General features: G+C 65.7%; 18 protein-coding genes. 10 read left to right on the forward strand and 8 right to left on the reverse strand.

What is annotated here, in order from left to right:
- Positions 1–107 precede the first annotated feature (107 nt).
- From fdhD to IPG14_RS13635, 6 genes are read left to right on the forward strand one after another with little or no spacing between them, the layout of a single operon-like run.
- A complete protein-coding gene (fdhD, locus tag IPG14_RS13610) occupies positions 108–926 on the forward strand; it encodes a formate dehydrogenase accessory sulfurtransferase FdhD (protein ID WP_343392279.1) in 819 nt (272 codons plus the stop codon).
- The gene (locus IPG14_RS13615) at positions 919–1,398 is read left to right on the forward strand and encodes an NAD(P)H-dependent oxidoreductase subunit E (protein ID WP_343392172.1); all 480 of its coding nucleotides are present in this window, start codon (positions 919–921) and stop codon (positions 1,396–1,398) included. Before fdhD ends, IPG14_RS13615 begins: the two co-directional genes overlap by 8 nt.
- The gene (locus IPG14_RS13620; protein WP_343392173.1) at positions 1,395–2,951 is read left to right on the forward strand and encodes an NADH-ubiquinone oxidoreductase-F iron-sulfur binding region domain-containing protein; all 1,557 of its coding nucleotides are present in this window, start codon (positions 1,395–1,397) and stop codon (positions 2,949–2,951) included. Before IPG14_RS13615 ends, IPG14_RS13620 begins: the two co-directional genes overlap by 4 nt.
- Positions 2,948–5,797, forward strand: coding sequence for a formate dehydrogenase subunit alpha (fdhF, locus tag IPG14_RS13625; RefSeq protein ID WP_343392174.1), 2,850 nt, complete (start codon positions 2,948–2,950; stop codon positions 5,795–5,797). Before IPG14_RS13620 ends, fdhF begins: the two co-directional genes overlap by 4 nt.
- Positions 5,798–6,022 (forward strand): formate dehydrogenase subunit delta, encoded by a 225-nt coding sequence (locus tag IPG14_RS13630; protein ID WP_343387436.1) that lies wholly within the window; start codon positions 5,798–5,800, stop codon positions 6,020–6,022. It begins immediately after the preceding gene.
- 19 nt (positions 6,023–6,041) lie between these two features.
- The gene (locus tag IPG14_RS13635) at positions 6,042–8,177 is read left to right on the forward strand and encodes an acetate--CoA ligase family protein (protein ID WP_343392175.1); all 2,136 of its coding nucleotides are present in this window, start codon (positions 6,042–6,044) and stop codon (positions 8,175–8,177) included.
- 13 nt (positions 8,178–8,190) lie between these two features.
- Here the strand turns inward: IPG14_RS13635 and IPG14_RS13640 are convergent, their stop codons facing one another.
- The 3 genes from IPG14_RS13640 to IPG14_RS13650 form a co-directional block, all read right to left on the reverse strand.
- Positions 8,191–8,994, reverse strand: coding sequence for a PD-(D/E)XK nuclease family protein (locus IPG14_RS13640; protein WP_343392176.1), 804 nt, complete (start codon positions 8,992–8,994; stop codon positions 8,191–8,193).
- Positions 8,995–9,072: 78 nt separating this feature from the next.
- On the reverse strand, positions 9,073–9,267 hold the full coding sequence (locus IPG14_RS13645) for a hypothetical protein (RefSeq protein ID WP_343392177.1): 195 nt from the start codon (positions 9,265–9,267) through the stop codon (positions 9,073–9,075).
- A gap of 174 nt (positions 9,268–9,441) precedes the next feature.
- Positions 9,442–10,800, reverse strand: a complete 1,359-nt coding sequence (locus IPG14_RS13650) for a hypothetical protein (RefSeq protein WP_343392178.1) — start codon at positions 10,798–10,800, stop codon at positions 9,442–9,444.
- 69 nt (positions 10,801–10,869) lie between these two features.
- Between IPG14_RS13650 and IPG14_RS13655 the strand changes: the two genes are divergently transcribed.
- The gene (locus tag IPG14_RS13655) at positions 10,870–12,072 is read left to right on the forward strand and encodes a CoA transferase (protein ID WP_343392179.1); all 1,203 of its coding nucleotides are present in this window, start codon (positions 10,870–10,872) and stop codon (positions 12,070–12,072) included.
- Between the two features lie 44 nt (positions 12,073–12,116).
- On the opposite strand, the gene IPG14_RS13660 is transcribed toward IPG14_RS13655, so the two are convergent.
- From IPG14_RS13660 to IPG14_RS13680, 5 genes are all read right to left on the reverse strand, one after another.
- A complete protein-coding gene (locus IPG14_RS13660) occupies positions 12,117–12,707 on the reverse strand; it encodes a hemerythrin domain-containing protein (protein WP_343386102.1) in 591 nt (196 codons plus the stop codon).
- Positions 12,708–12,874: 167 nt separating this feature from the next.
- Positions 12,875–15,160, reverse strand: coding sequence for a helicase HerA-like domain-containing protein (locus IPG14_RS13665; protein WP_343392180.1), 2,286 nt, complete (start codon positions 15,158–15,160; stop codon positions 12,875–12,877).
- A gap of 73 nt (positions 15,161–15,233) precedes the next feature.
- Complete coding sequence (locus IPG14_RS13670; protein ID WP_343392181.1) at positions 15,234–16,382, reverse strand: thiolase family protein; 1,149 nt, start codon at positions 16,380–16,382, stop codon at positions 15,234–15,236.
- Positions 16,379–16,765, reverse strand: a complete 387-nt coding sequence (locus tag IPG14_RS13675) for a hypothetical protein (protein WP_343386105.1) — start codon at positions 16,763–16,765, stop codon at positions 16,379–16,381. The genes IPG14_RS13670 and IPG14_RS13675 overlap by 4 nt, the downstream gene beginning before the upstream one ends.
- Positions 16,766–16,791: 26 nt before the next feature.
- Complete coding sequence (locus IPG14_RS13680) at positions 16,792–17,967, reverse strand: acyl-CoA dehydrogenase family protein (RefSeq protein WP_343387430.1); 1,176 nt, start codon at positions 17,965–17,967, stop codon at positions 16,792–16,794.
- Positions 17,968–18,335: 368 nt separating this feature from the next.
- On the opposite strand from IPG14_RS13680, the gene IPG14_RS13685 reads away from it, so the two are divergent.
- The 3 genes from IPG14_RS13685 (at position 18,336) to arsB (ending at position 21,995) form a co-directional block, all read left to right on the forward strand.
- Positions 18,336–20,117, forward strand: a complete 1,782-nt coding sequence (locus IPG14_RS13685; RefSeq protein WP_343392182.1) for a carbohydrate-binding domain-containing protein — start codon at positions 18,336–18,338, stop codon at positions 20,115–20,117.
- A gap of 138 nt (positions 20,118–20,255) precedes the next feature.
- On the forward strand, positions 20,256–20,732 hold the full coding sequence (locus tag IPG14_RS13690) for a YbhB/YbcL family Raf kinase inhibitor-like protein (protein WP_343392183.1): 477 nt from the start codon (positions 20,256–20,258) through the stop codon (positions 20,730–20,732).
- A gap of 162 nt (positions 20,733–20,894) precedes the next feature.
- Positions 20,895–21,995 carry an ACR3 family arsenite efflux transporter gene (gene arsB, locus IPG14_RS13695; RefSeq protein WP_343392184.1) on the forward strand — a complete coding sequence of 367 codons (1,101 nt, stop codon included), beginning with the start codon at positions 20,895–20,897 and terminating at the stop codon, positions 21,993–21,995.
- The last annotated feature ends 21 nt before the right edge of the window (positions 21,996–22,016 follow it).

A 22,016-nucleotide genomic window follows, 5' to 3' on the forward strand; every position in this document is an offset into this window, starting at 1 on the left:
CCGATCGGCGGTGTCCTCGCATACCGGAAACGCCCGGCCGGGCGTGCTAAACTCGCGAGCCGGAGGAACCGCACCTGAACCGGTACGCCAGCCAGCTGGATCACGACATCCATCGCTTTCACGACGGCTCCTGGCAGCGCGTCTCCGACCAACTCGCGATCGAAGAACCGCTGGAGATCCGCATCAGCCACGTCGAAGGCGGCCGGCGAAAGAAGACTCCCCTCTCCATCACGATGCGGACGCCCGGCCAGGATTTCGCCCTGGCCGCGGGATTCCTCTTCGGCGAGGGCCTCGTTTCGCGACGGGATGACATCGAAGAGATCGACTACTGCCGTGATGTGCCATCCGATGCAGAGCGGTGCAACACCGTACTCGTCACGCTCCGTCCCGGCCTTGAGGTCAACCTCGAGAACCAGAAACGCAACTTCACCACGACGAGCGCCTGCGGAGTCTGCGGCAAGGCATCTCTCGCGGCCCTGGCGATGGACGGGTGCCAGGCTCTTCCAGTCTCAACGAAGATTTCCGCGGCCACGGTAATGGGCCTCCCGGGGGCCCTGCGGGCGGCCCAGCGCGGCTTCGATTCCACCGGCGGCGTCCACGCCGCAGGGCTCTTCACGCCGGGAGGCGACCTCCTCGCGCTCGGCGAGGATGTTGGCCGCCACAATGCGTTCGACAAGCTCGTGGGCGAACGGTTCCTGGCCGGCGAAGCTCCGGCCTTCGAGCGCACAGCCATCCTTCTAAGCGGTCGTGCCAGCTACGAGCTCCTCCAGAAGGCTGTCCGGGCGCGAATCCCGATCGTCGCCTCGGTTGGCGCCCCCTCGAGCCTCGCAGTCCACATCGCGCAGGCATTCAGCATCACGCTCGCCGGGTTCCTGAAGCCGGGCGGATTCAACGTTTACTCCGGCCGGAGCCGCATTCGTGACTGACCGCAGCGCCTTCTCCCCCTGGGACGAGGCCCGGGCGCGAGCCGTCATCGGCGCGCTCCAGGACCTTCCCGGCGCCTGCTTGCCGGTCTTGCACGCGCTCCAGGCGGAGTTTGGCTACATTCACGCGGAAGCCATCCCGCTCGTTGCGGAAGCCCTGGTGCTCTCCACGGCCGAAGTTGTTGGCGTCGTGGAGTTCTACAGCGACTTCCGGCGCGAACCCCCCGCCGGCTCCGTCATCAAGATCTGCCTGGCCGACGCCTGCCGATCCATGGGCAGTGAAGCGCTCGTCGCACACATCGAGCACCTTGCGGGAGCGCGAATGGGCGAAACCGCGGCCGGTGCGGCTATCGCAATCGAGCCGGTCTACTGCCTCGGTAACTGTGCTCTTTCGCCGGCGATATCGGTTGGTGGACGGCTTCACGGCCGGGTCACTCCCGAAAAGGCGTCGCGGCTCGTGGCGGGGCAGCCTTGATCGTCTACGTACCACTCGATTCCGCTGCGTGCTCTGTCGGTGCGGACGATGTCGCCGAGGAGATAGTCGGCGAGGCCCGTCGTCGCGGGCTTGAAGTCGAACTGCGGCGCAATGGCTCGCGGGGGGCATTGTGGGCTGAACCGCTGGTCGAAGCCGTCACCCCGTCGGGGCGGGTGGCCTACGGCCCGGTGGAGCCTGGCGACGTCCCCGGGCTCTTCGACGCCGGTCTCTTCGACGGCGCCCCACACCATCTCCGGCTCGGGCCGGTCGACCAGATCTCGTATCTCGCGCGCCAGCAGCGAGTGACCTTTCAACGCTGCGGCATCATCGAACCGCACTCGGTCTCGGACTTCGCCGCCCACGGCGGGTTCGTCGGGCTGAAACGTGCGCTCACCATGGACCCGGCGGCCATCGTCGCCGCCGTCACGGCCTCCGGGCTGCGCGGGCGCGGAGGGGCCGGGTTCCCGACCGGCATCAAATGGAAGACCGTGCTCGACGAGCCGGAGGGGCAGAAGTACATCGTCTGCAACGCCGACGAAGGTGACGGCGGTACCTATGCCGACCGCATGCTCATGGAAGGCGACCCCTTTTCGCTGATTGAAGGGATGGCCATCGCCGGGCTGGCGGTTGGCGCCACCCGCGGCTACGTCTACGTGCGGTCGGAGTACCCGGCCGCGTTCGCGTCCATGGTCCGCGCAGTCTCCATCGCGCGGGAGAATGGCTACCTCGGGGAGCAAGTAGCGGGAAGTGGCCACGCCTTCGATATCGACGTCCGCCTGGGCGCCGGCGCATACATCTGCGGCGAGGAGACTGCCCTCCTCGAGAGCCTCGAGGGGAAGCGGGGCATCATCCGGCCGCGTCCGCCGCTCCCCGCCGTCAGCGGGCTGTTCGGCAGGCCTACCGTTGTCAACAACGTGCTCACACTCGCCACGGTACCGATGATCCTCGCCGACGGCCCGGAGAAGCACGCCGAACTGGGCTCGGGCCGTTCACGCGGTACGGCGGTCATTCAGCTCGCGGGAAACGTGCGCCGAGCCGGGCTGGTCGAAGTGCCCTTCGGCATTACTCTCGGCCAGTTGATCGAAGACTTCGGCGGCGGTACCGCCTCGGGCCGGCCGCTGCGCGCGGTGCAGGTCGGCGGCCCTCTGGGCGCCTACTTCCCGGAATCGCTGCTCGATACCGCCATCGACTACGAAGCTTTCGCGGAACGCGGCGGGCTACTCGGCCACGGCGGTGTCGTCGTCTTCGATGACACCGTAGACATGGCGAGTCAGGCGCGTTTTGCCATGGAGTTCTGCGCCGTCGAAAGCTGTGGCAAATGCACCCCGTGCCGTATCGGTTCCACCCGCGGCGTCGAAGTCATCGACCGAATCGTCGCGGGCGAGGACCGCGCCGCCAACCTGGAACTGCTGGACGATCTGCTCGAAGTCATGCGCGATGGATCCCTCTGCGGGCTGGGGGGCCTGACCCCGTATCCTGTGGGGAGCGCCCTTCGGCACTTCCCGGAGGACTTCGACCGCCCGCCGCGGGTGCGCGAGGAGACCACACCATGACGCTCGTCAAAGAGACTGACTACGGGACCCCCGCTCACGACCCGGCGCCCAGCGTAACCCTCGAAATCGACGGAAAGCCGGTCGCGGTCGCCGCCGGTACGTCGGTCATGCGCGCCGCGATGGAGTCCGGGGTGCGCGTGCCGCGCCTCTGTGCCACCGACAGCCTGGAACCATTCGGCTCGTGCCGCCTCTGCCTCGTTGAAATCGAAGGCCGCAAGGGCACGCCGGCTTCCTGCACGACGCCCGTCGAAGCGGGCATGAAGGTCACCACTCAATCGGCGAAGCTCGCTCGCTTGCGCCGCGGCGTGATGGAGCTCTACATCTCCGACCACCCATTGGACTGCCTCACGTGCCCAGCCAACGGCGACTGTGAGCTCCAGGACATGGCCGGAGCGGTCGGCCTGCGGGAAGTGCGCTACGGCTACAAAGGCGCGAACCACCTCGACGCCGCGAAGGATGAATCGAACCCCTATTTCACCTTCGACCCGGCAAAATGCATCGTCTGCTCACGCTGCGTGCGCGCCTGCGAGGAGACCCAGGGCACCTTCGCCTTGACCGTGAAGGGCCGCGGCTTCGCTTCGAAGATCTCCCCTGGGGACATGCTCTTCCTCGATTCGGAGTGTGTTTCGTGCGGAGCCTGCGTCCAGGCGTGCCCGACCGCGACACTGACCGAAAAGAGCGTGATCGAGATGGGGCAGCCGCAGGACAGCATCGTGACGACCTGCGCCTACTGTGGCGTCGGCTGCGCCTTCAAGGCGGAGCTCCAGGGGAACGATGTCGTGCGGATGGTCCCGTTCAAGGATGGCAAGGCCAACCACGGCCACTCCTGTGTGAAAGGACGGTTCGCCTGGGGTTACACCACACATCGCGACCGCATCCTCAGCCCGATGATCCGCGAGAAGATCACCGATCCCTGGCGCGAAGTGAGCTGGGAGGAAGCAGTCGGGCGCGCGGCCAGCGAGTTCAAACGAATCCAGGCCCGGTACGGCAACGATTCGATCGGTGGGATAACGTCGTCGCGTTGCACGAACGAGGAGACCTTTCTGGTCCAGAAGTTGGTCAGGGCGGGCTTCGGGAACAACAACGTCGATACCTGCGCCCGGGTCTGCCATTCGCCGACTGGCTACGGGCTGAAGACAACCTTTGGCACTTCCGCCGGCACCCAGGACTTTGACTCCATCGACCAGGCGGATGTCGTCGTTGTGATCGGCGCCAACCCGACCGACGCCCACCCGGTCTTCGCTTCGCGAATGAAGCGACGGCTTCGTGACGGGGCGGATCTGATCGTGATCGATCCCCGCCGCATCGACCTCGTCCAACAACCGCATATCAAGGCGAAGTACCACCTTGGCCTGCGCCCGGGCACGAACGTCGCCGTCATCAACGCGCTCGCCCACGTCGTCGTGACCGAGGGCCTCGTCGATGAGGCATTCGTGGCGGAACGGTGCGATCCCGCCGCCTTCAACAGCTGGCGCGCGTTCATCGCCGAAGAACGCCACGCTCCAGAAGCGGTCGAAACGCTCACCGGCGTTCCGGCGGAAGCCGTACGCGGCGCCGCGCGCCTCTACGCGACCGCAGCCAACGCCGCCATCTACTACGGCCTCGGTGTCACCGAACACAGCCAGGGCTCGACGATGGTGATGGGCATGGCCAACCTGGCGATGGCCACCGGGAACCTCGGGCGCGCCGGCGTCGGGATCAACCCCCTGAGGGGCCAGAACAACGTCCAGGGCTCGTGCGATATGGGCTCCTTCCCGCACGAGTTCTCCGGCTACCGCCACGTCTCTGATGACAGCGTGCGCGCGGTTTTTGAAGAGGTCTGGGGCGTCCGCCTCGGCGGCGAACCCGGCCTGCGCATACCGAACATGCTCGATGCCGCCGTCGATGGGACGTTCAAGGGCCTCTACATCCAGGGCGAAGACATCGTCCAATCGGACCCGAACACCCGCCACGTCACCGCCGGGCTCGAAGCAATGGAATGCGTCGTCATCCAGGACCTCTTCCTCAACGAAACCGCGAGCTACGCCCACGTCTTCCTCCCGGGATCCTCGTTCCTGGAAAAGGACGGCACCTTCACGAACGCCGAACGCCGGATCAGCCGCGTCCGCAAGGCGATCCCCCCGAGAGCCGGCCTGGCCGACTGGGAGATCACAATGGCGCTGGCCAACGCCCTGGGCTACGAGATGGCTTACTCCCATCCTTCCGAAGTCATGGCGGAGATCGCTCGCCTCACTCCGACGTTCGCCGGCGTGACCTACGAGAAGTTGGACCGCCTCGGCAGCATCCAGTGGCCCTGCAACGAAAGGGCCCCCGAAGGCACACCCGTGATGCACGCCGACGGGTTCGTCCGTGGCAAGGGCCAGTTCATGATCACGGAATTCGTCGCCACCGATGAGCGCACGACCGACCGCTTCCCCCTCCTCCTCACGACCGGGCGCATCCTGAGCCAGTACAACGTCGGCGCCCAGACGCGCCGGACCGCGAACGTCGCCTGGTTCGACGAAGACGTACTCGAAATCCACCCCTGGGACGCCGAGAATCGCGGGGTCAATGAAGGAGACCTCGTCGAGCTCGCCAGCCGTGCCGGCGCGACGACGCTCCACGCCCGTATCTCCGATCGGATGCAGCCGGGCGTCGTCTACACCACCTTCCACTTCCCGGGTTCCGCGGTGAACGTCGTGACGACGGAGTTCGCCGACTGGGCAACGGAGTGCCCCGAGTACAAGGTCACCGCCGTCCAGGTACGCAAGACCAGCCGGCCCTCTGAGTGGCAGGAGCACTATGAAGAGACCCGGCGCGACACGACGCGCCGCAAGGGCCGCTCCGCAGAGGTCACCGGAGGCTGAGTGGAAACCGAGAAGATGGTCCACCGCGCCAACGAGATCGCGCGGTTCTGGCAGGCGTATCCCCACGAGGAAGCGGTCGCCGCCGTGGCCGGGCACATCCGCAGCTTCTGGGAACCACGCTTTCGCCGTCAGTTGGTAGAGTACGCCGAAACCAGTGGCGCGGACCTGCACCCTCTCGTCGAAGAGGCGGTGCAGTTGCTTCGCCCGCGCACCGAACCAAACTGACCTAAGGAACCCTTCCATAGTGACTGCCGAAGCCTCGACCGCCGTCCGCCAGATCATCGACTCCGCCCGCTCGTCGGGAAGAACGCTCCTCTCCGCCGCCGATGCCCGCACGATTTGCGAGGCCTACGGCATCCCCATCCCCGGTGACGGCATCGCCGCCTCCGCGGAAGAAGCGGCCAGGCTGGCGAACTCCTTCGGATACCCGGTGGTGTTGAAGATCGCTTCCCAGGACATCGCCCACAAAACGGATGCCGGCGGAGTGCTTGTCGGCGTCGCCAACGAGGACGCCGTCCGTGCCGGCTACGAGTCGATCGTCGCAAACGCCAGGAGCTACCGGGCGGACGCCCGTATCGACGGGGTCCAGGTCCAACAGATGGCTCCCGCCGGCCTCGAAGTCCTGGTTGGGGCAGTCACCGACCCGAGCTTCGGCAAGATCGTCGCTTTCGGTATCGGCGGTGTCCTCGTCGAGGTGCTGAGCGACGTTACCTTCCGGTTGGCCCCCGCGACCAGCGAAGAAGCCCATTCCATGCTCGCGTCCATCCGAGCGGCCAGGTTGCTGGACGGCGTGCGAGGCAGTGAAGCCGTGGATCGGGCCGCCCTCGCCGGCATCGTCGAAAAGGTCAGCCGGATCGTGACGGACTTCCCCGAGATCAGCGAGCTGGATCTCAATCCGGTCCTGGCCACTGCAGCAGGAGCGATGGCCGTCGATGCCCGCATCGCCCTCGACTTCGCGCCACGGCCGGCTCACCGGCGCCCACCGCATGACGAAATCGTCCGCGCCATGAACCGCATCATGAAGCCCGACGCCGTCGCGGTTATTGGCGCCTCGGCCGAGTCCGGCAAGATCGGCAACTCGGTGATGAAGAACCTGATCAACGGCGGTTACGCCGGGAAGATCTACCCGATTCACCCCAAGGCAGATGAGATCGAAGGCATCCGCGTCTACCGGTCGGTGAAGGATATCCCGGGAGATGTGGACATGGCCGTCTTCGCCATTCCTGCCGCACTCGTCCCCGGGGCGTTGATCGAATGCGGCGAGAAGGGCATCCCCGGCGCCGTCCTCATCCCCTCCGGTTTCGCTGAAACGGGGAATGTGGAAGCGCAGGAAGAGATCAAGCGGATTGGCGAACAGTACAACGTCCGCCTCATGGGCCCGAACATCTACGGCTTTTACTACACACACAAGAACCTCTGTGCGACCTTCTGCACCGCCTACGACGTGAAGGGCCAGGTCGCTCTCTCCTCCCAGTCGGGCGGGATCGGCATGGCCATCGTCGGTTTCAGCCGCTCGGCGGGGATGGGGGTCTCGGCAATCGTCGGCCTTGGCAACAAGTCCGATATCGACGAAGACGACCTCCTCACGTTCTTCGAACAGGACGACAACACCCAGGTCATCGCCCAGCACTTCGAGGACCTAAAGGATGGCCGCGCCTTCGCCGAGGTCGCCCGCAGAGTCTCGAGGAAGAAGCCCATCATCGCGCTCAAGGCCGGCCGCACCAGCGCCGGGGCGAAGGCCGCGAGTTCCCACACGGGCGCACTCGCTGGCAACGACCGCGTCTACGACGACATACTCCGCAACGCGGGAGTCATCCGGGCGTACGCCCTTCGGGACCTGCTCGAATATGCCCGCGCCCTCCCCGCGTTGCCGACACCGAAGGGAGAGAACGTCGTCATCATCACCGGCGCCGGCGGCTCTGGCGTGCTTCTCTCGGACGCCTGCGTGGACAACGGCCTGGAGCTGATGAAGATGCCGGACGACCTCGATGCCGCCTTCCGCAAATTCATCCCACCGTTCGGGGCGGCAGGTAACCCGGTCGATATCACCGGCGGCGAGCCACCCACCACCTACCGCAATACCGTCGCCCTCGCGCTCGAAGATGAGCGCATCCACTCCATCATCCTCGGCTACTGGCACACCATCATCACGCCGCCCATGGTCTTCGCGAATCTCGTGGTCGATGTCGTGGAGGAGATGAAGGCGAAGGGGATCCACAAGCCCGTCGTCGCGTCGCTGGCCGGCGATGTGGAAGTTGAGGAAGCGGCGGCGTTCCTCTATCGCCACAACATCCCGGCCTTCGCCTACACCACCGAGACGCCGGTCCAGGTCCTCGGTGCGAAGTATCGCTGGGCCCGCTCAGCCGGGCTCATGGGATAGCCCGCCCGGCAGCCTAAAACGGGTTGGCCTCGCGCTCCCAATCCATATCCAGCCAGTCGGCCCCAAGTTCTTCCACCTGCTTCGCCTCGTCGCAGCGATCGCGCCAGTCGCAGAAGGTGCAGGTCGGCCCGGGCGTCGCCGGGAACTCGCTCAGCGACCCGAGCCGCTGCGCGAGGCCGCCAAGGTAGTCCGCGGTTTTCAAGGCATCATCGCGGGTGAGTTCACGGACGCGCTGCTGGCCGGAACGAAGATTCCAGCCCACGGCCCGCACGCTCGCCTCCCGTGGCAGACGGAGCATCGTCCGCAGGACCAGGTGGGCGATGTCCAGCTGCGCATCGACCGTGTCGTCAAGGTCGAATCGGCCAGTCTTCCAATCGATGAGCTGCCAACGGCCCGCCGCCAAACGGTCCGCCCGGTCGACCTTCGCCCGGACCGTGATGCCTCGCGATTTCGACGGCACCCAGGTGTCGAGTTCGGCCCAGCGCGCTTCGCTCCCGATCGACTCGTGCGCCGCGATCCCGTTGCGGTACATCTCCATCGCAAGCCCGTAATGCTCCGTCTCCGGCCCGGCGACAGCGTGTTTCGGCATCCGCAGATACAGGTCGAGTTCGTGCTCCCCGTCCTCGGCGTTCCCGGTCTCGCAGAGCTTCTGCATCGCCCGGTGTACCCCGTTGCCGACAAGCGAAGCCGCCGAATCACGGTTCGGCGGCCATTCCAGCCCGCTCACATAGGAGAACCAGTACTTCTTCCAGCACCGCTGGAATGCCTGGATCTTCGTGTGCGTCAGCCGGAACAGGGGGTTCTCGGGGCTCGCCATCGACGGTCATCCTACGGAACGGAGGCTCGATCACCAATGCGCACTGGCGTGCCCACCGGCCCAGGGTCCCGGTTACCCTCAGCGGCCGTCATCTGTCGAGACCGGGCACTTCGGCAGCAGGATGTCGGCGGTCGAGGTCGTCGGCACACTGAGGTTGGCGAAGCTCTTGGAGGCGTTCTCGAATGGCGCCAGCGCGGACTCCCAGAAAAGAATGAATTGCGTTTCGTAACGCTCCCGGCACTGACGTTCTACTGCAAAGTTCCCCGCCGGCACACCGGCGATGGAGAAGGTCCCGCTGCTGGAAGTGGTCGTCGTCCACGTGCCGCCGATACCCGTGATGCGGAGCTGGCGTCCTTATCGGGCTGGTGTCGCGGTGGGAGAGGCCGCGCCGCGAGCTCCAGACGTGCACCCGCCGGCACAACGGTCCCCACGGAGTACGTGGAGGAGTCACACCGGTTGACTCAAGCGTGCAGCGAGCCTTTGCTCGGCCGCAACCCTCACGTCGCTGCGTTCCAGCGGGTCAGCTCCCATCTCACCGAGGCGCTCCGCGGCCCCTTCGACATCGAGGGCGACGTGTCCGACCCCCACGAGCCGGACGTCGGCCTGGCAGTCCCACAGCGAGGTAAAGGCCCGTGTTCGCGAAAACGAAGGCTCGGTCGCCGCCAGAGCCTCCGCAAGGAACCGGCGGCCGAAGCTGTAGGTGAACGCATCGAAGCGGCGCCCCAATAAGGGGAAGTGGTGGCCCGGGAACCTGTCGCGGGCGATCTCCGCAGCCTCGGTGAGGACGAACCGTTGGTCAGCCCGCGATGCCGACGTTCTTCGGATCAAACCTTCGAGCCAACCGAGATCCTCCTCGGTGGCGTGCCTTGCGAGGATCTCGAGTGCTGTGTTTCGACGCGCCCAAACACGAGACGACCGCCAGCTGCGGGCGAGCGGCAGCAGCGTCTCTGCCGGGGCGCCGAGGAGAGCCTGGCGCGCGATTCTAGATGCATACGGCGGGTGCTGGCCGGTCGTCGCCATCTGCGCCATTTGCTCTACATACTCGAAGCTGCCGCGCTTCGAAAGGGCCGCGAGCCCGAGGGCGCGCGTCATCGCTGAACGAGAACGTAGCGAGGCAAGCAGTGCGGCATCGTCCTCCTTCGAGTCCCGGCGAGCCAACTCCTCGACAATGGGAGTCGCCGGCCCGCGAAACGGGGCATCGAGGAGGTCGGAGGTCGCGCGACGAGAAAGCGCGGGCGCTTCCGAGCGACCCGGAGGTCGCTGGCGACTCACCAAGGCTGCGATCGCTGGCTCAACCGTGGCCCAGGTGGTGTAGGGCTCGTCATCCAGAAGGTGCAAGTAGTCCGCGTCGCTGGCGCGCCCTGCCAACACACCCGCCAGCGAAGTCCATGCTGCAGACGTGGCCGCCACGCCCATGTCTCCGACGACGGATTGCCAGTGGGGGCCCCACGTGACGTATCCCCGCAGGATCTTGTCAGCTGCGTCCGCACCACGCTGCGCGAGGTGCACGAGCACCCAGAGTGCTGTCAGCGTCATTTCCTCAACATCCGACGCTTCGTCAACCAGATACTCCTCGATCGGGCCGACGGGCAGCCCGGACCGGAAAGCCAATTCGCCGTAGAACCATTCCCGGTCGTCCAGGTGACAGTCGAGCCGAGGATCGTTCGTGATGCACGCCACTAACAGCGGGTGCAGCGTGACAGGCGGCGTTGCCAGGGCTTCCAGGAAGCCAGATCCCAGCCCACGCTGCAGCTTCCCCATCAGCGTGCGGGCAGGTGCGTATGCGAAGGCCTGGCGATCTCCCATCCCACTATTCTACTTCTCACTCCTCCCCTGCATTGCTCATTGCTCATCACTCGTTGCTCAATACACCCCATGCCCGCGCCGCTCTCCGGGATCACCGTCATCGAAGCCGCGAACTACGTGGCCGCACCTTCCGCCGGCGCACTCATGGCCGATCTCGGCGCCACCGTGATCAAGATCGAACCACCCGGCGGCGAGGTCATGCGCGGCGTTATCCCAACCGGCGCCCCCGGCAACATGCCGTTCAACTTCCTCTTCGAACTCGAGAACCGGGGCAAGAAGTCCGTCACCATCGCTCTCGACTCCGAAGGCGGCCCTGAACTGCTTCTCCGCCTGCTCGAAACGGCGGACGTCTTCCTCACCAACCTGATGATGCCCCGTCTTCAGCGGTTCGGCCTTACGCCTGAGTCGTGTCTCGCACGCAATCCGCGGCTCGTCTTCGTCGCCGTCACGGGGTACGGTCTCGAAGGCCCCGACGCCACCCGGCCAGGCTTCGATTTCTCAGCCTTCTGGACCCGCTCGGGGATCATGTCGCTGGTGGGACACCCTGGCGCGCCCCCTGTCCTCAGCCGCATCGCCCAGGGCGACCATACGACCGGCATCAACGCCGTCGCCGCCACGCTCGCGGCCCTGCGCCTGCGCGACCTCACGGGCGAGGGCCAGGTCGTCGACATCTCCCTCCAGCAGACCGGCGTCTACACCATCGCCACCGACTTCTCCCGCACCCTCGTCGACGGCGCGCAGCCGAAGACCTTCGACCGGACCGCGCCGGATAACCCGCTCTTCAACACGTACCCTACCCGGGACGGGCAGTGGCTCCTGCTCGTCCACATGACGCCGGACCCATACTGGCCGAAGCTCTGCGCGGCGCTTGGGTGCGATGCGATGGCAAGGGATCCGGCCTACCTCACGATGGCGGCCCGGCGGGCGCGCGGCGCCGAACTCTCCTCGTTCATCGAAGCCGCGTTCTTGAAGCAGGACCTCGAATACTGGCGGCCTCTTCTCGATGCCAACGGAGTCATCTGGGCGCCGCTCACCGAACTGCCCGATGTCGTGAACGACCCGGCCCTGCGCCTGCGCGACGCCTTTCAGCCTCTCACTTTACCGAACGGCACATACGAAACCGTCGGCGCCCCCTGGGTCATCCGCGGGGCTGGGATCTCGGCGCGCGGGCCGGCTTCGGCCGCCGGAGCGGACACGGCGGACATCCTTGCCAATGCCGGTGTGAGCGAGGACGAGGTGGCCGAATACGCCGCGCGGGGCGTATTCGGCTGATCCACCCGCCGGGTCGTTGGATGCCCTGGAAGCAAGGCCCGAAACTACTCCTCGAGCGCCTTCGCCTGGCGCGCCAGCTCAGCGAAGACCTCTGGCGTCAGCAGCTCGAGCGCTGGCGGGAACAGGTCGTCCTCTTCATCGCCGAAGTGCCCCTGGAGGATCCAGTCGAGCCGCTTCACGCCGTCGAGCAATTCGATCAGTGCCTCCACCGAAGGCGCATGGCCCGCACGTGCTAGCGCCGCCGAAATCCCGGCGGCTTCGACTTGGACTTCGTCATGCGTCCCGTCCACATGGGCAAGCGCACGCTCGATGATCGCCTTCCGCAGGCGGACCTCGTCATGTTGTTCCACCATTTCAGCGACGACCTTGTCGATTTCCGCCGCGAACCCGCGCAGGGCCGGGAAGAGCACGTCCTCCTCCTTCGCGATGTGGATCACGAGGTCCACTTCCAGGTACGCAACGAGGTCGCGAAGGTTCTCCATCGCCGCCAGAGCGAGTTCGGCCTGCCCGGGACGCTCGATCGCCAGATCCACGGCCTCACGCGCTGCCGTAACGAGGCCGTGCACTTCAATGTGTTCGCGCATCAGGCCGGCGAGCGGCTCGACGTCCGTCTCGAGGTTCCCGAACGTTGCCATTACTTCCGCGTGCCCCGGGCTCGGCCGGGAGTCTCACAGTGGAGAACGAACTCCGGTTCGCACGCCAGACCGCGGTCTCTCCCCAGACGACTCAACATGGCCCCCGTTCCGCCGAGCCGTTCGACACCCCATTTCCCGGGGCCAGGGCGGTTCCCCCTTCCCAACGGCTAATACACCCAGGCGATGTCGTAGCGGATGATCGAGACGTCGGTCTTCGTGGGCTTGATGGTCCGCCGCTCGAAGCGGCTGGTTTCCGGCGCATCCAGCTCCTCGCGCTGGGCCCTAAGCTCCTTGAGCTGCGCCTCGAGGGCTTCTCTCCGGTTCTCAGCCGTGTTCTCCATCCGGTTCTTCGTCAGCACGCTGCCCATGCCGGTCGTCTTCACCCTTTTCGAGCTACCGGTGAAGACGTTCAGATTCGAAAGGATCGCCGTCAGGACCGACAGCCATTTCTCGAACTTCCGGCCCTTCACTTCCTCGCGCTTGGTGGCGATATCGCGCTCCAGCTTCGCGATCTTCGTATCCAGGGCTGTGCGCTTTGCAGAGACGCCGGCCGAGCCTCCAAGGCGTGCCGCGAAAGCCGCCTCGTCCTCGCCGAGGTTTGAAAACTTCTTGGTCACCGGGTCGAAGATGAGCTCAGCCGCTAGGCGGTCGTCCAGCCGGTCGCGAAGAGCCCGTTCGATCACTTTCGCTCCGTCGCTGGCTGCAGCGAAGCCGGGCAAATCGCCGAACATCAGGCCAGCGGGCAGGTCGCCTGAAAGCCGGTCATCATCAACCTCGATGGGTTCCTGGTCGAGTAGCTCGCCAAGTGCCATGTCCGGCGCAAGCCGGAACGCGAGCGTGCGCTTCACTTCGTCCGAGGCCACCCCGCCGGCTTTGTAGCGGGCGGCCGTCTTCACGACGACGTAGGCTTCGGCCATATTTCCGCCACGCAGATCCAGGTACTTCGCTCTCAGCGGCGAAGGGAGGGCGGGCGACATGGCGGGCGCCGGCGTCGAAGTGCGCGCTGTGCCCCCCGCGTGCGCGGCCGGGCTCGCTGCGGAAGTGAGAGCCTGCTTCTCGGCCGCCGTCCCCGAGATTTCCTCGCCCAGGCCGCGGATCTCGTCCCGCGTCAGCGGCCCGCGGAGGTACGACATCGCGAAGCGCGAGTTCACCAGTTCCGGCTTCTTCCGGTGGATGTCGTGCACCAGGAAGACGCGCTTCTGCACCCCGCCAATGAGCGTCTCGAACGAGATGTCGCTCGCGGCATCAGCCAATGCCGCCTCGATGCCCTGCTTCACCCGGTTCTGGTCCTGCGTCGTCTGCAGGCGGCCGATTGCCCAGAACCCCATGTTGCCCAGGCCCTTGTAATCCAGGTCGACGGGGTTCTGAGTCGAAAGCAGGATCCCTACGCCATACGCGCGCGCCTGTTTCAGCAGCGTCAGCAGCGGCTTTTTCGTCGGGGGGTTCGCGGACGGCGGGAAGTACCCGAAGATCTCGTCCATGTAGAACAACAGCCGCAGCTCGCTGGTCCCCGGCTGCTTTCGCATCCACGTCTTCAGCTTGTTCAGGATGAGCGCAGTCACGAAGATCCGCTGCTCGTCCTCAAGATGGGCCGTGTACACGATCGAGAGCTGCGGCCGCCCGTCCGCACTCCGTACCCACGACTCGATGTCGATCGGTTGGCCCTGCCGCCATACCTCGAACGGGGGCGAGGCCACCAGATTGTTCAGCGCGAACATCAGGCCATCCCGGTCCTTCTGGGGGTAGAAGGCGTCCACCGCCAGTGCGCCGACTTTCTGGATCGGGGGATTCGCCACCTGGGCGATGAGCGAATGCAGGTCGAGGTCCTGGTTGTTCCGCCACGCGTTCTCGATCAGGCTGAAGAGGTAGATATATTCCCGGCTGCTTACCGGGTCGGCCGCGATCTTGACGAGGCCGAGGAGCGCCGTAACGATCGAGTCGATCTCATCGCGCAACTCCTCTTCGTTCTGTTCGAAGTCCATTCCGGGGGCGGCCAGGGAGTCGATCAGGTTGATCGGGATCCCGGCCGTCGCTCCGGGCGTGTACATCCGTATTCGACGCCCCGCGGCATAGGCGGCGACATCGGGAGCCTCGATGCCCCAATCGTGGAGGCCTTTTGCCCATGTTTCCGCGGCTGCTTTCGCCATGTCGCCGACGCTCTTCCCCTCGCGGGCGGCCTCATCCCTGTCGATCCACGGCTCGAATTGCTCGGGCGCCAGCCGATCGAAGGCCAGCGCGAGGTTCCCCATGTCTCCCTTGGGGTCGATCACAATGACCGGCACCTTCGCCTTCAGCAATTCTTCGATGATCCCGATGGAGAATCCGGTCTTGCCGGAGCCGGTCATGCCGATGACGATTCCATGCGTCGTCAGGTCCCCCGAATCGAGGAAGAACCGGTCGCCAAGCGACTTGTCGGCCGCGTTGAACTTCTTGCCAATGTAAAGGTCGGCCATGCGAGGGCCTCCGTCCGGTGGTTACCGGGAAGGGTAACGCAGGCGCGCCGAAGGCCACACGCGGCTGGGTCGTTCAGGCCGTCGCGGCGCGCAGAATGTGGACCAGGCACACCGGCCCGATGCCCACCATGTGGGTCAGACCCATGCGCGCGTTCGGCTGCTGGCGGACGCCCGCCTCGCCGCGCAGCTGGCGGACGACCTCGGCAACCTGTCCCACGCCGGTCGGCCCCAGCGGGTGCCCCATGGCGATAAGCCCGCCGGACGGGCTTACAGCATGCCGGCCGCCGATATCGAAGGCTCCGGCCTCGAGCTCCGCGGCCGCTTCGCCTGGCTTACAGAAGCCCATCGCCTCGACGTAGAGCAATTCCTCAATGCTGAAGGCGTCGTGCACCTCGACGACATCGATATCGCATGGTTCGACACTCGCCTGGGCGTAGGCCTCGAGCGTCGTCGCCCTGGTCAGGGCAACGTCGCCATTCTCGCGGCCGAAGGGCTGTTCCGAACGGGAAGCCGAAGCGAGCACCTGGACGGCCCGGCTGCGGGGAATTCCGTGCCGGGTGAGACCCTCCTCGGACATCACGATGACCGCTGCTGCTCCTTCGCCCACCGGTGTGCACTGCAGCCTGGTGAGCACGCCTGAGATGAGCGGAGGCGCGAGGACTTCTTCGAGCGTCCTCACCTGCTGCCGCTGAGCGTAGGGGTTGAACGCGCCGTTGCGGTGGTTCTTCACCGCGACCTTCGCGATCTGCTCCGGGGTGGCGCCGGTCTCATCCATGTACTTCTGGGTCAGCATCGCAAAGTGGGTGAACGGCGCGGAGAGGTGATCCGCGAGTCCCCGAACGCCCGCCTTCGCCGGCCCAGACCGCCACTGGTCGACCGTGTCAACTCCCATCGCCAGGGAGACGTCGGTATACCCCGCCGCAACTTCGTGGGCAGCGTGACGGAACGCCGTCGAACCCGAAGCCGAAGCGTTCTCCACCTGGGCGAACGGGATCCCGGTCGCCCCGAGGTAGCGAAGCATCGCCGCACCGGCCGCCATCCCAATCAGCGCATTGCCGACATAGGCGCTCTCGACGTCCGGCCAGGTGATCGCCGCGTCGGCCAACGCCTCGCGGACGGCCCGAAGGCCGAGCGTCACATACGAGGTTTGCGAACGGTTCTGATACGGGTGAAGCCCAATCCCGACGACGTACACGGGCCGCATGTCTGAAAGCGTCTTCATGATTGAGCCTCCCCGGCAAGCGCGAACTCCAGCCGCGCGTCTCCTTCGTCGGCGACGATTAGTCCGCGCGCCCGTTGTCCAATGCGGGGCCGGCTCCCAGGTGCGAGGGCTGCGCGCACGATTGGTCCTGCATCCAGTTCGATCTCAGCCAGCGTGAATGGGACAGGGTGGCTCTGATGTACGTGGACCTCCGCGAACGAGAGCACCGTGCCCACCGCCGGGAGGTCGCGCTCGCGCAAGCGGTCGCCATAGGCCCCGCAGCGGATGCAGCCGTATTCCTGCGGAGGAAACAGGTCCGCGCCGCAGCCGGAACAGTGCATCCCGCGCAGGAGCGGCGCGCCCGCCTCATCCGTAATCCACAACGGTGGTCGAACTGTCTCCATCTTCGTGCTCCTTCCTCTCCCGTTCGTCAGTGAATCGCCGAAATACCGGTCAACTGCCGGCCGACGACGAGCTTCTGGATCTCCGTCGTACCATCCGGGATCGTCAGCGCTCGGGCATCCCGGAAGTACCGCTCAATGGGGTATCCCTCCATGAGGCCAAGGGCTCCGTGGATCTCGATCGCCTTCGAGGTTACCCTCCCGGCCATCTCCGTCGAAAAGCCCTTGGCCAGGGCAGCTTGCCAGGTCGAATCCTGGGCCTTGTCTTGCATGTCCATCGCGCGCAGCGTCAGGAAGCGGGCCGCTTCGGTCTCCGCGACCATCTCGTACAGCATCCCCTGGATGAGTTGGAAGCTCCCGATCGGCCTCCCGAACTGGCGCCTCTCACGCATGTAGGCGATCGACGCGTCGATGGCGGCCTGCCCAAGCCCCACGCCCATGATCGCAAGCATCGTCCGCGGTTCCTGGAAGTTCCAGACCTGCGTGCTCGCCGCCGGCGTTTCACCCTCGGCCGGGCGGTTGCCGCCCATCCCGCGCATATTCACCCGGGGCACCCGGACGTCGTCGAATCGCAGCTCGCCGTTCGGCCACGCCTTCAATCCGAAGAGGTTGTTGCTTCGCGCCGCGTCCCAGGGAGAGACATCCTTCCTCACGTGGAGGCTGCGGATGCCGGCACGCCCCTTCTCCGGGTCGACATTGACCATCAAGTTCACGTGATCGGCAATGGGCGCGCACGAGATCCAGTTCTTGGTGCCGTTCACCACCCATTCGTCGCCATCAAGTGTCGCCCGCGTCTGCAGGTAGGACGAATCGGACCCGTGATCGGGCTCTGTAATGCCACCACAGCCGATGCTCTCGCCCGAGCGCATCCTCGCCTTCGCCTCTCGCCTCTCAGCGTCGTCGCCTCCGGAAGGCAGCATCCCGGCGATAAACAACGTCCCGCAAAGACCGGCCCAGACCCGCGCCAGTTCCTCGTTGATAACCCCATACGTCTTCGCGTCCAGGTTCGACCCGCCCCATTCTTCATCGTGCCGGCCGTTGTAGAACCCGAAGGGCATGAGCTGCTTGATGAAACGGATCGCGTCTTCGCGCGAGAGCTGCCCCTTCGCCTCATACTCGTTGACCTGAGGCGCGATCTCCTTCTCGAGGTATTCACGCACGGTCGCCTTCAGGAGCCGCTGCTCCTCGGTCAGGTCGAAGTCCATGGACTGCTCCTCTTCGTGGAAAGCGGTTCCGGCGAGCGTCTACGGGGCGGCGTCCCGGGCTCGGGCCCGTGAAAGCATTGTCTCGCCCCGTGCCGGCGTCAAACACGGGCAGCGCCAGCCAATGCCAGTCTCACGCCTTTCTCATCTTCGCGCCCTACTGTCACTTTCGATATCGAGCCGCTTCACCGATGAAGTCCCTCCCATGAAGAAGCTGTTACCCGTGGCATTCTTGTCCGCCAGGATCGAAACCCGTCGCTGCCGGCGCCTTCACCACATCCTGACCCGTGGGGAGCGTTCTCATCGCGCTCTCACCTACCGCCTCCAGAGTTCAACCAGAGAACCCCATGCATTTCCGAAAGAGCACCTCCATGCGCAGACTTCTTTCCCTTGCCCTCGCAGCCGCCGTCGCGGCGGCTGCCCTGTCCTCGTGCACGTCCTCGAACGAAAGCGGAGCGGCAACGACCGCAGGCGCCACGTCCTCGCCGGCCGCCGCCAACACGAAGGCCACCGGCATTACGCCAACCGCGTCCACCACCAGCGATGGCTCGACCCACGATGACCCCGCCGATTACACCTGGGACGAGTCGACGGTCGTTGCCATCGAACTCAAGGGCACGACCGCCACGTCTGCCCGCAGTTCGGTGAAAGTCTCCGGCTCAACAGTGACCATTACCGAGGCTGGTTCCTACCGGCTTAGCGGCACACTCAGCGACGGCCAGGTCGTCGTCGATACCGACGACAAGGACACCGTCCGCCTCATTCTCAACGGCGTCACCATCACCAATGGCGACCAGGCGGCCCTCACGGTGACCGATGCGAAGAAGGTCGTCGTCATCCTCGGCGACGGTTCGAAGAACACCCTTACCGACGGCGCGAAATACACCTTCGCCGACTCTTCCACCGATGAGCCAAATGCCGCGCTCTACAGCACTGCCGACCTCACCATCGCGGGCAACGGTTCGCTTACAGTGACGGGTAAGTACAACGACGGCATCACCGGCAAGGATGGCCTGGTCATCGCTGGCGGCACGATCGTGGTTGAGGCCGCGGATGACGCGGTCCGCGGCAAGGACTACCTCGTGGTCAAGGGAGGCTCACTGACGGTGAAGGCCGGCGGCGATGGCCTCAAAGCCGACAACGCCGAGGACACCGCTCTCGGCTTCGTAACCATCCTTGATGGGACTCTCGCCATCACGGCGGCCGGCGATGGCATCCAGGCGGAGTCGACCGTCACGGTCGCAGGCGGCAAGCTCGCGATCACCACCGGCGGTGGCGCGGCGGCGAAGGTCGCTGCCGATGCTTCGGCCAAGGCGATCAAGGGGGCGGCCAGCGTCGCCATCAAGGGCGGGACCTTCACGATCGACTCAGCCGATGACGCCCTGCACTCCAACGTCGCCGTCACGATCGATGGCGGCAACCTCACCATCGCCACCGGGGACGATGCCATCCACGGCGACAAGTCCGTCACCGTCAATGGCGGGACGGTGAACATCACGAAGTCCTACGAGGGGCTCGAAAGCATCGCCCTCGTCATCAATGGCGGCGAGATCACCGTCGTCGCCAGCGACGATGGCCTGAATGCCGCCGACGGCACGGGAGGCGGCGTGCCCGGCGCTCGGCCCGGAGGCGCCGTAGCCGGAAACAACACCCTCACCATCAACGGCGGCACCATCCTGGTGAGCGCCAACGGCGATGGCATCGACATCAACGGGTCCGTCACGATGACCGGGGGCACCCTCATCGTCCAGGGGCCAACCGCCAACAACAACGGCGCACTCGACTACGACGGCACGTTCAACATGACTGGCGGGTTCATCGTCGCTGCAGGCAGCGCCGGCATGGCGCAGTCACCAGGTGCATCCTCGACCATCAAGTCGATCGCCCTCCGCTTCAGCGCCGTGCAGCCGGCCGGTGCCATCGTCCACATCCAGACGGCCGGCGGGGAAGAGATCGTCACGTTCAAATCCGAGAAGAGCTTCCAATCGCTCGTCGTGTCTTCTCCGAAACTCCAGTCCGGCGTCACCTATGACGTGTACACCGGTGGTACCGCCACCGGCGCGAACCAGATGGGTCTCTATCCGGCCGGCGCCTATAGCGGCGGGACGAAGTCCACTACCACCACCGTCTCCACCGGCGCGACCGGCCGCTGACCCGGCGTCGTCGAAACTACCGCGGGTCTCCCGAAAAGGGGAGGCACGCTCCACGTTCGGCCGCGGGATCGTGGCGGAACCGGCCTCGCTGTGCCAACATCTCCGCTTGCCGCAACTCGTTCCCGTCCGGAGGTTGCCATGAAGTTCGCTCTCTCCACCATGCAGCTGAAGAGCCCCGCATTCGAACATCTCGCCCGCATACCCAGGAAGCACACCGGTGAAGGGGAGGATGTATCGCCCGCCCTGGAGTGGTCGAATGTGCCAGAAGGGACGCGCTCCTTCGTCATCGCCTGCCACGATCCTGATGCCCCGCTCATCGCAGGAGGCACGTACGGCTTTGTCCACTGGGTGCTCTACAACATCCCGGGCTCGGTCCGCAGCCTGCCGGAAGCCGCCAGAGGCCACACCGAGGGCCAGACCGGATTCGGCAAGCAGAGCTACGGCGGCCCCATGCCCCCACCAGGACATGGGACCCACCTCTACTACTTCTGGGTGTTCGCCCTCGATGCTGAACTCGACCTTGCTCCGGGCCTATCTCTCTGGCAGGTGCTTGAGAAGATCGAGGCGCATACGCTCGGGATGAATCGGCTCGTCGGTTCGTACTCCCGCGAGTAGAAGTATCCAGGCCCCGGCACTCCCGCAGGTCTGTCGCCAGCCCGTCTCCATCCCGCTTCGTGCCTACGGCACGACCGATGTGGAATGAAGGAGAGTGCTAACGGGCCGTTAACGGCTGCGTGGCAACGTCGAATCGGACCACCCCCGGAGGATCCTTCAACCTTGCAGAAGTCCGCGGCGCCCGCCGAACACCCCGATAGCTCCGTGCTTGCCCAGCTCTCCACGCTCGACCGCTTCCTGCCTGTCTGGATCGGCATCGCGATGGCACTCGGCCTTCTCCTCGGACGCGCCTTTCCGGACCTGAACGACCAGCTCGACCGCGTCAAGATCGACCAGACCTCATTGCCGATCGCCATCGGATTGCTCGGCATGATGTACCCCGTCCTCGCGAAGGTCCGGTACGACCGGCTTGGCGATGCGACGACGGACAAGCCACTCGTGGGTTCGTCCGTGATGTTCGCGTGGCTCATCGGCCCGGCACTCATGTTCACGCTCGCATGGGTCTTCCTTCGCGACCTGCCGGAATACCGCACTGGCGTCATCCTTGTCGGACTCGCGCCATGCATCGCGATGGTCCTCATCTGGAACTCCCTTGCACACGGCGACATCGAGGCAGGGGCGGTCCTCGTCGTACTCAACTCGTTCATCCAGGTGGCCGCCTACGCGGTGATGGGCTATTTCTACCTCGAAACGCTTCCCGGATGGCTTGGGCTCCAGGAGACCGCCGTCGACTTCGTCTTCTGGGACATCGCGAAGTCCGTCCTCATCTTCCTCGGAGTGCCGCTCGTACTCGGGCTCCTGACGAGTGTCATCGGCCGGCGCAGGAAGGGCGACGTGTGGTACGAGCAGCGGTTCCTTCCTCGCATCGGGCCGTGGGCGCTCTACAGCCTCCTCTTCACGATCACCGTCCTCTTCGCCATCCAGGGCGACGCGATCACCTCGCAACCGCTCGACGTCGCCCGCATCGCCGTCCCGTTCCTCCTCTACTTCGCCCTCATGTGGACGGCCGCGTTCGCCTGGGGTCGCGGGCGGGGCCTGCCCTACCCGAAGACGGCGACGCTCGCCTTCACTGCGGCGGGCAACAATTTCGAACTGGCCATCGCGGTCGCCATCGGCGCCTTCGGGGTGACCTCCGGTCAGGCGCTCGCGGGTGTCGTCGGCCCGCTCATCGAAGTGCCGGTCCTGGTAGCTCTGGTGTACGTCTCGCTCTGGGGGCGGCGGTTCTTCGAGCGTCCCACGGACCAGGGCAGCCGGCTTCGCTAACGCCGCGTTAACGCCCGCACG

This window comes from Candidatus Amarobacter glycogenicus, from assembly GCF_016704105.1.
Classification (GTDB): Bacteria; Chloroflexota; Dehalococcoidia; order Tepidiformales; family Tepidiformaceae; genus Amarobacter; species Amarobacter glycogenicus.

What these genes read in the sequence shown, in the direction of transcription:
- fdhF (WP_343392174.1), top strand. Translation starts at nt 2,948, where the DNA reads ATGACGCTCGTCAAAGAGACTGACTACGGGACCCCCGCTCACGACCCG.
- IPG14_RS13640 (WP_343392176.1), bottom strand. Translation starts at nt 8,994, where the DNA reads ATGGCGAGCCCCGAGAACCCCCTGTTCCGGCTGACGCACACGAAGATC.
- IPG14_RS13650 (WP_343392178.1), bottom strand. Translation starts at nt 10,800, where the DNA reads ATGGGAGATCGCCAGGCCTTCGCATACGCACCTGCCCGCACGCTGATG.
- IPG14_RS13655 (WP_343392179.1), top strand. Translation starts at nt 10,870, where the DNA reads ATGCCCGCGCCGCTCTCCGGGATCACCGTCATCGAAGCCGCGAACTAC.
- IPG14_RS13660 (WP_343386102.1), bottom strand. Translation starts at nt 12,707, where the DNA reads ATGGCAACGTTCGGGAACCTCGAGACGGACGTCGAGCCGCTCGCCGGC.
- IPG14_RS13665 (WP_343392180.1), bottom strand. Translation starts at nt 15,160, where the DNA reads ATGGCCGACCTTTACATTGGCAAGAAGTTCAACGCGGCCGACAAGTCG.
- IPG14_RS13670 (WP_343392181.1), bottom strand. Translation starts at nt 16,382, where the DNA reads ATGAAGACGCTTTCAGACATGCGGCCCGTGTACGTCGTCGGGATTGGG.
- IPG14_RS13675 (WP_343386105.1), bottom strand. Translation starts at nt 16,765, where the DNA reads ATGGAGACAGTTCGACCACCGTTGTGGATTACGGATGAGGCGGGCGCG.
- IPG14_RS13680 (WP_343387430.1), bottom strand. Translation starts at nt 17,967, where the DNA reads ATGGACTTCGACCTGACCGAGGAGCAGCGGCTCCTGAAGGCGACCGTG.
- IPG14_RS13685 (WP_343392182.1), top strand. Translation starts at nt 18,336, where the DNA reads ATGCGCAGACTTCTTTCCCTTGCCCTCGCAGCCGCCGTCGCGGCGGCT.
- IPG14_RS13690 (WP_343392183.1), top strand. Translation starts at nt 20,256, where the DNA reads ATGAAGTTCGCTCTCTCCACCATGCAGCTGAAGAGCCCCGCATTCGAA.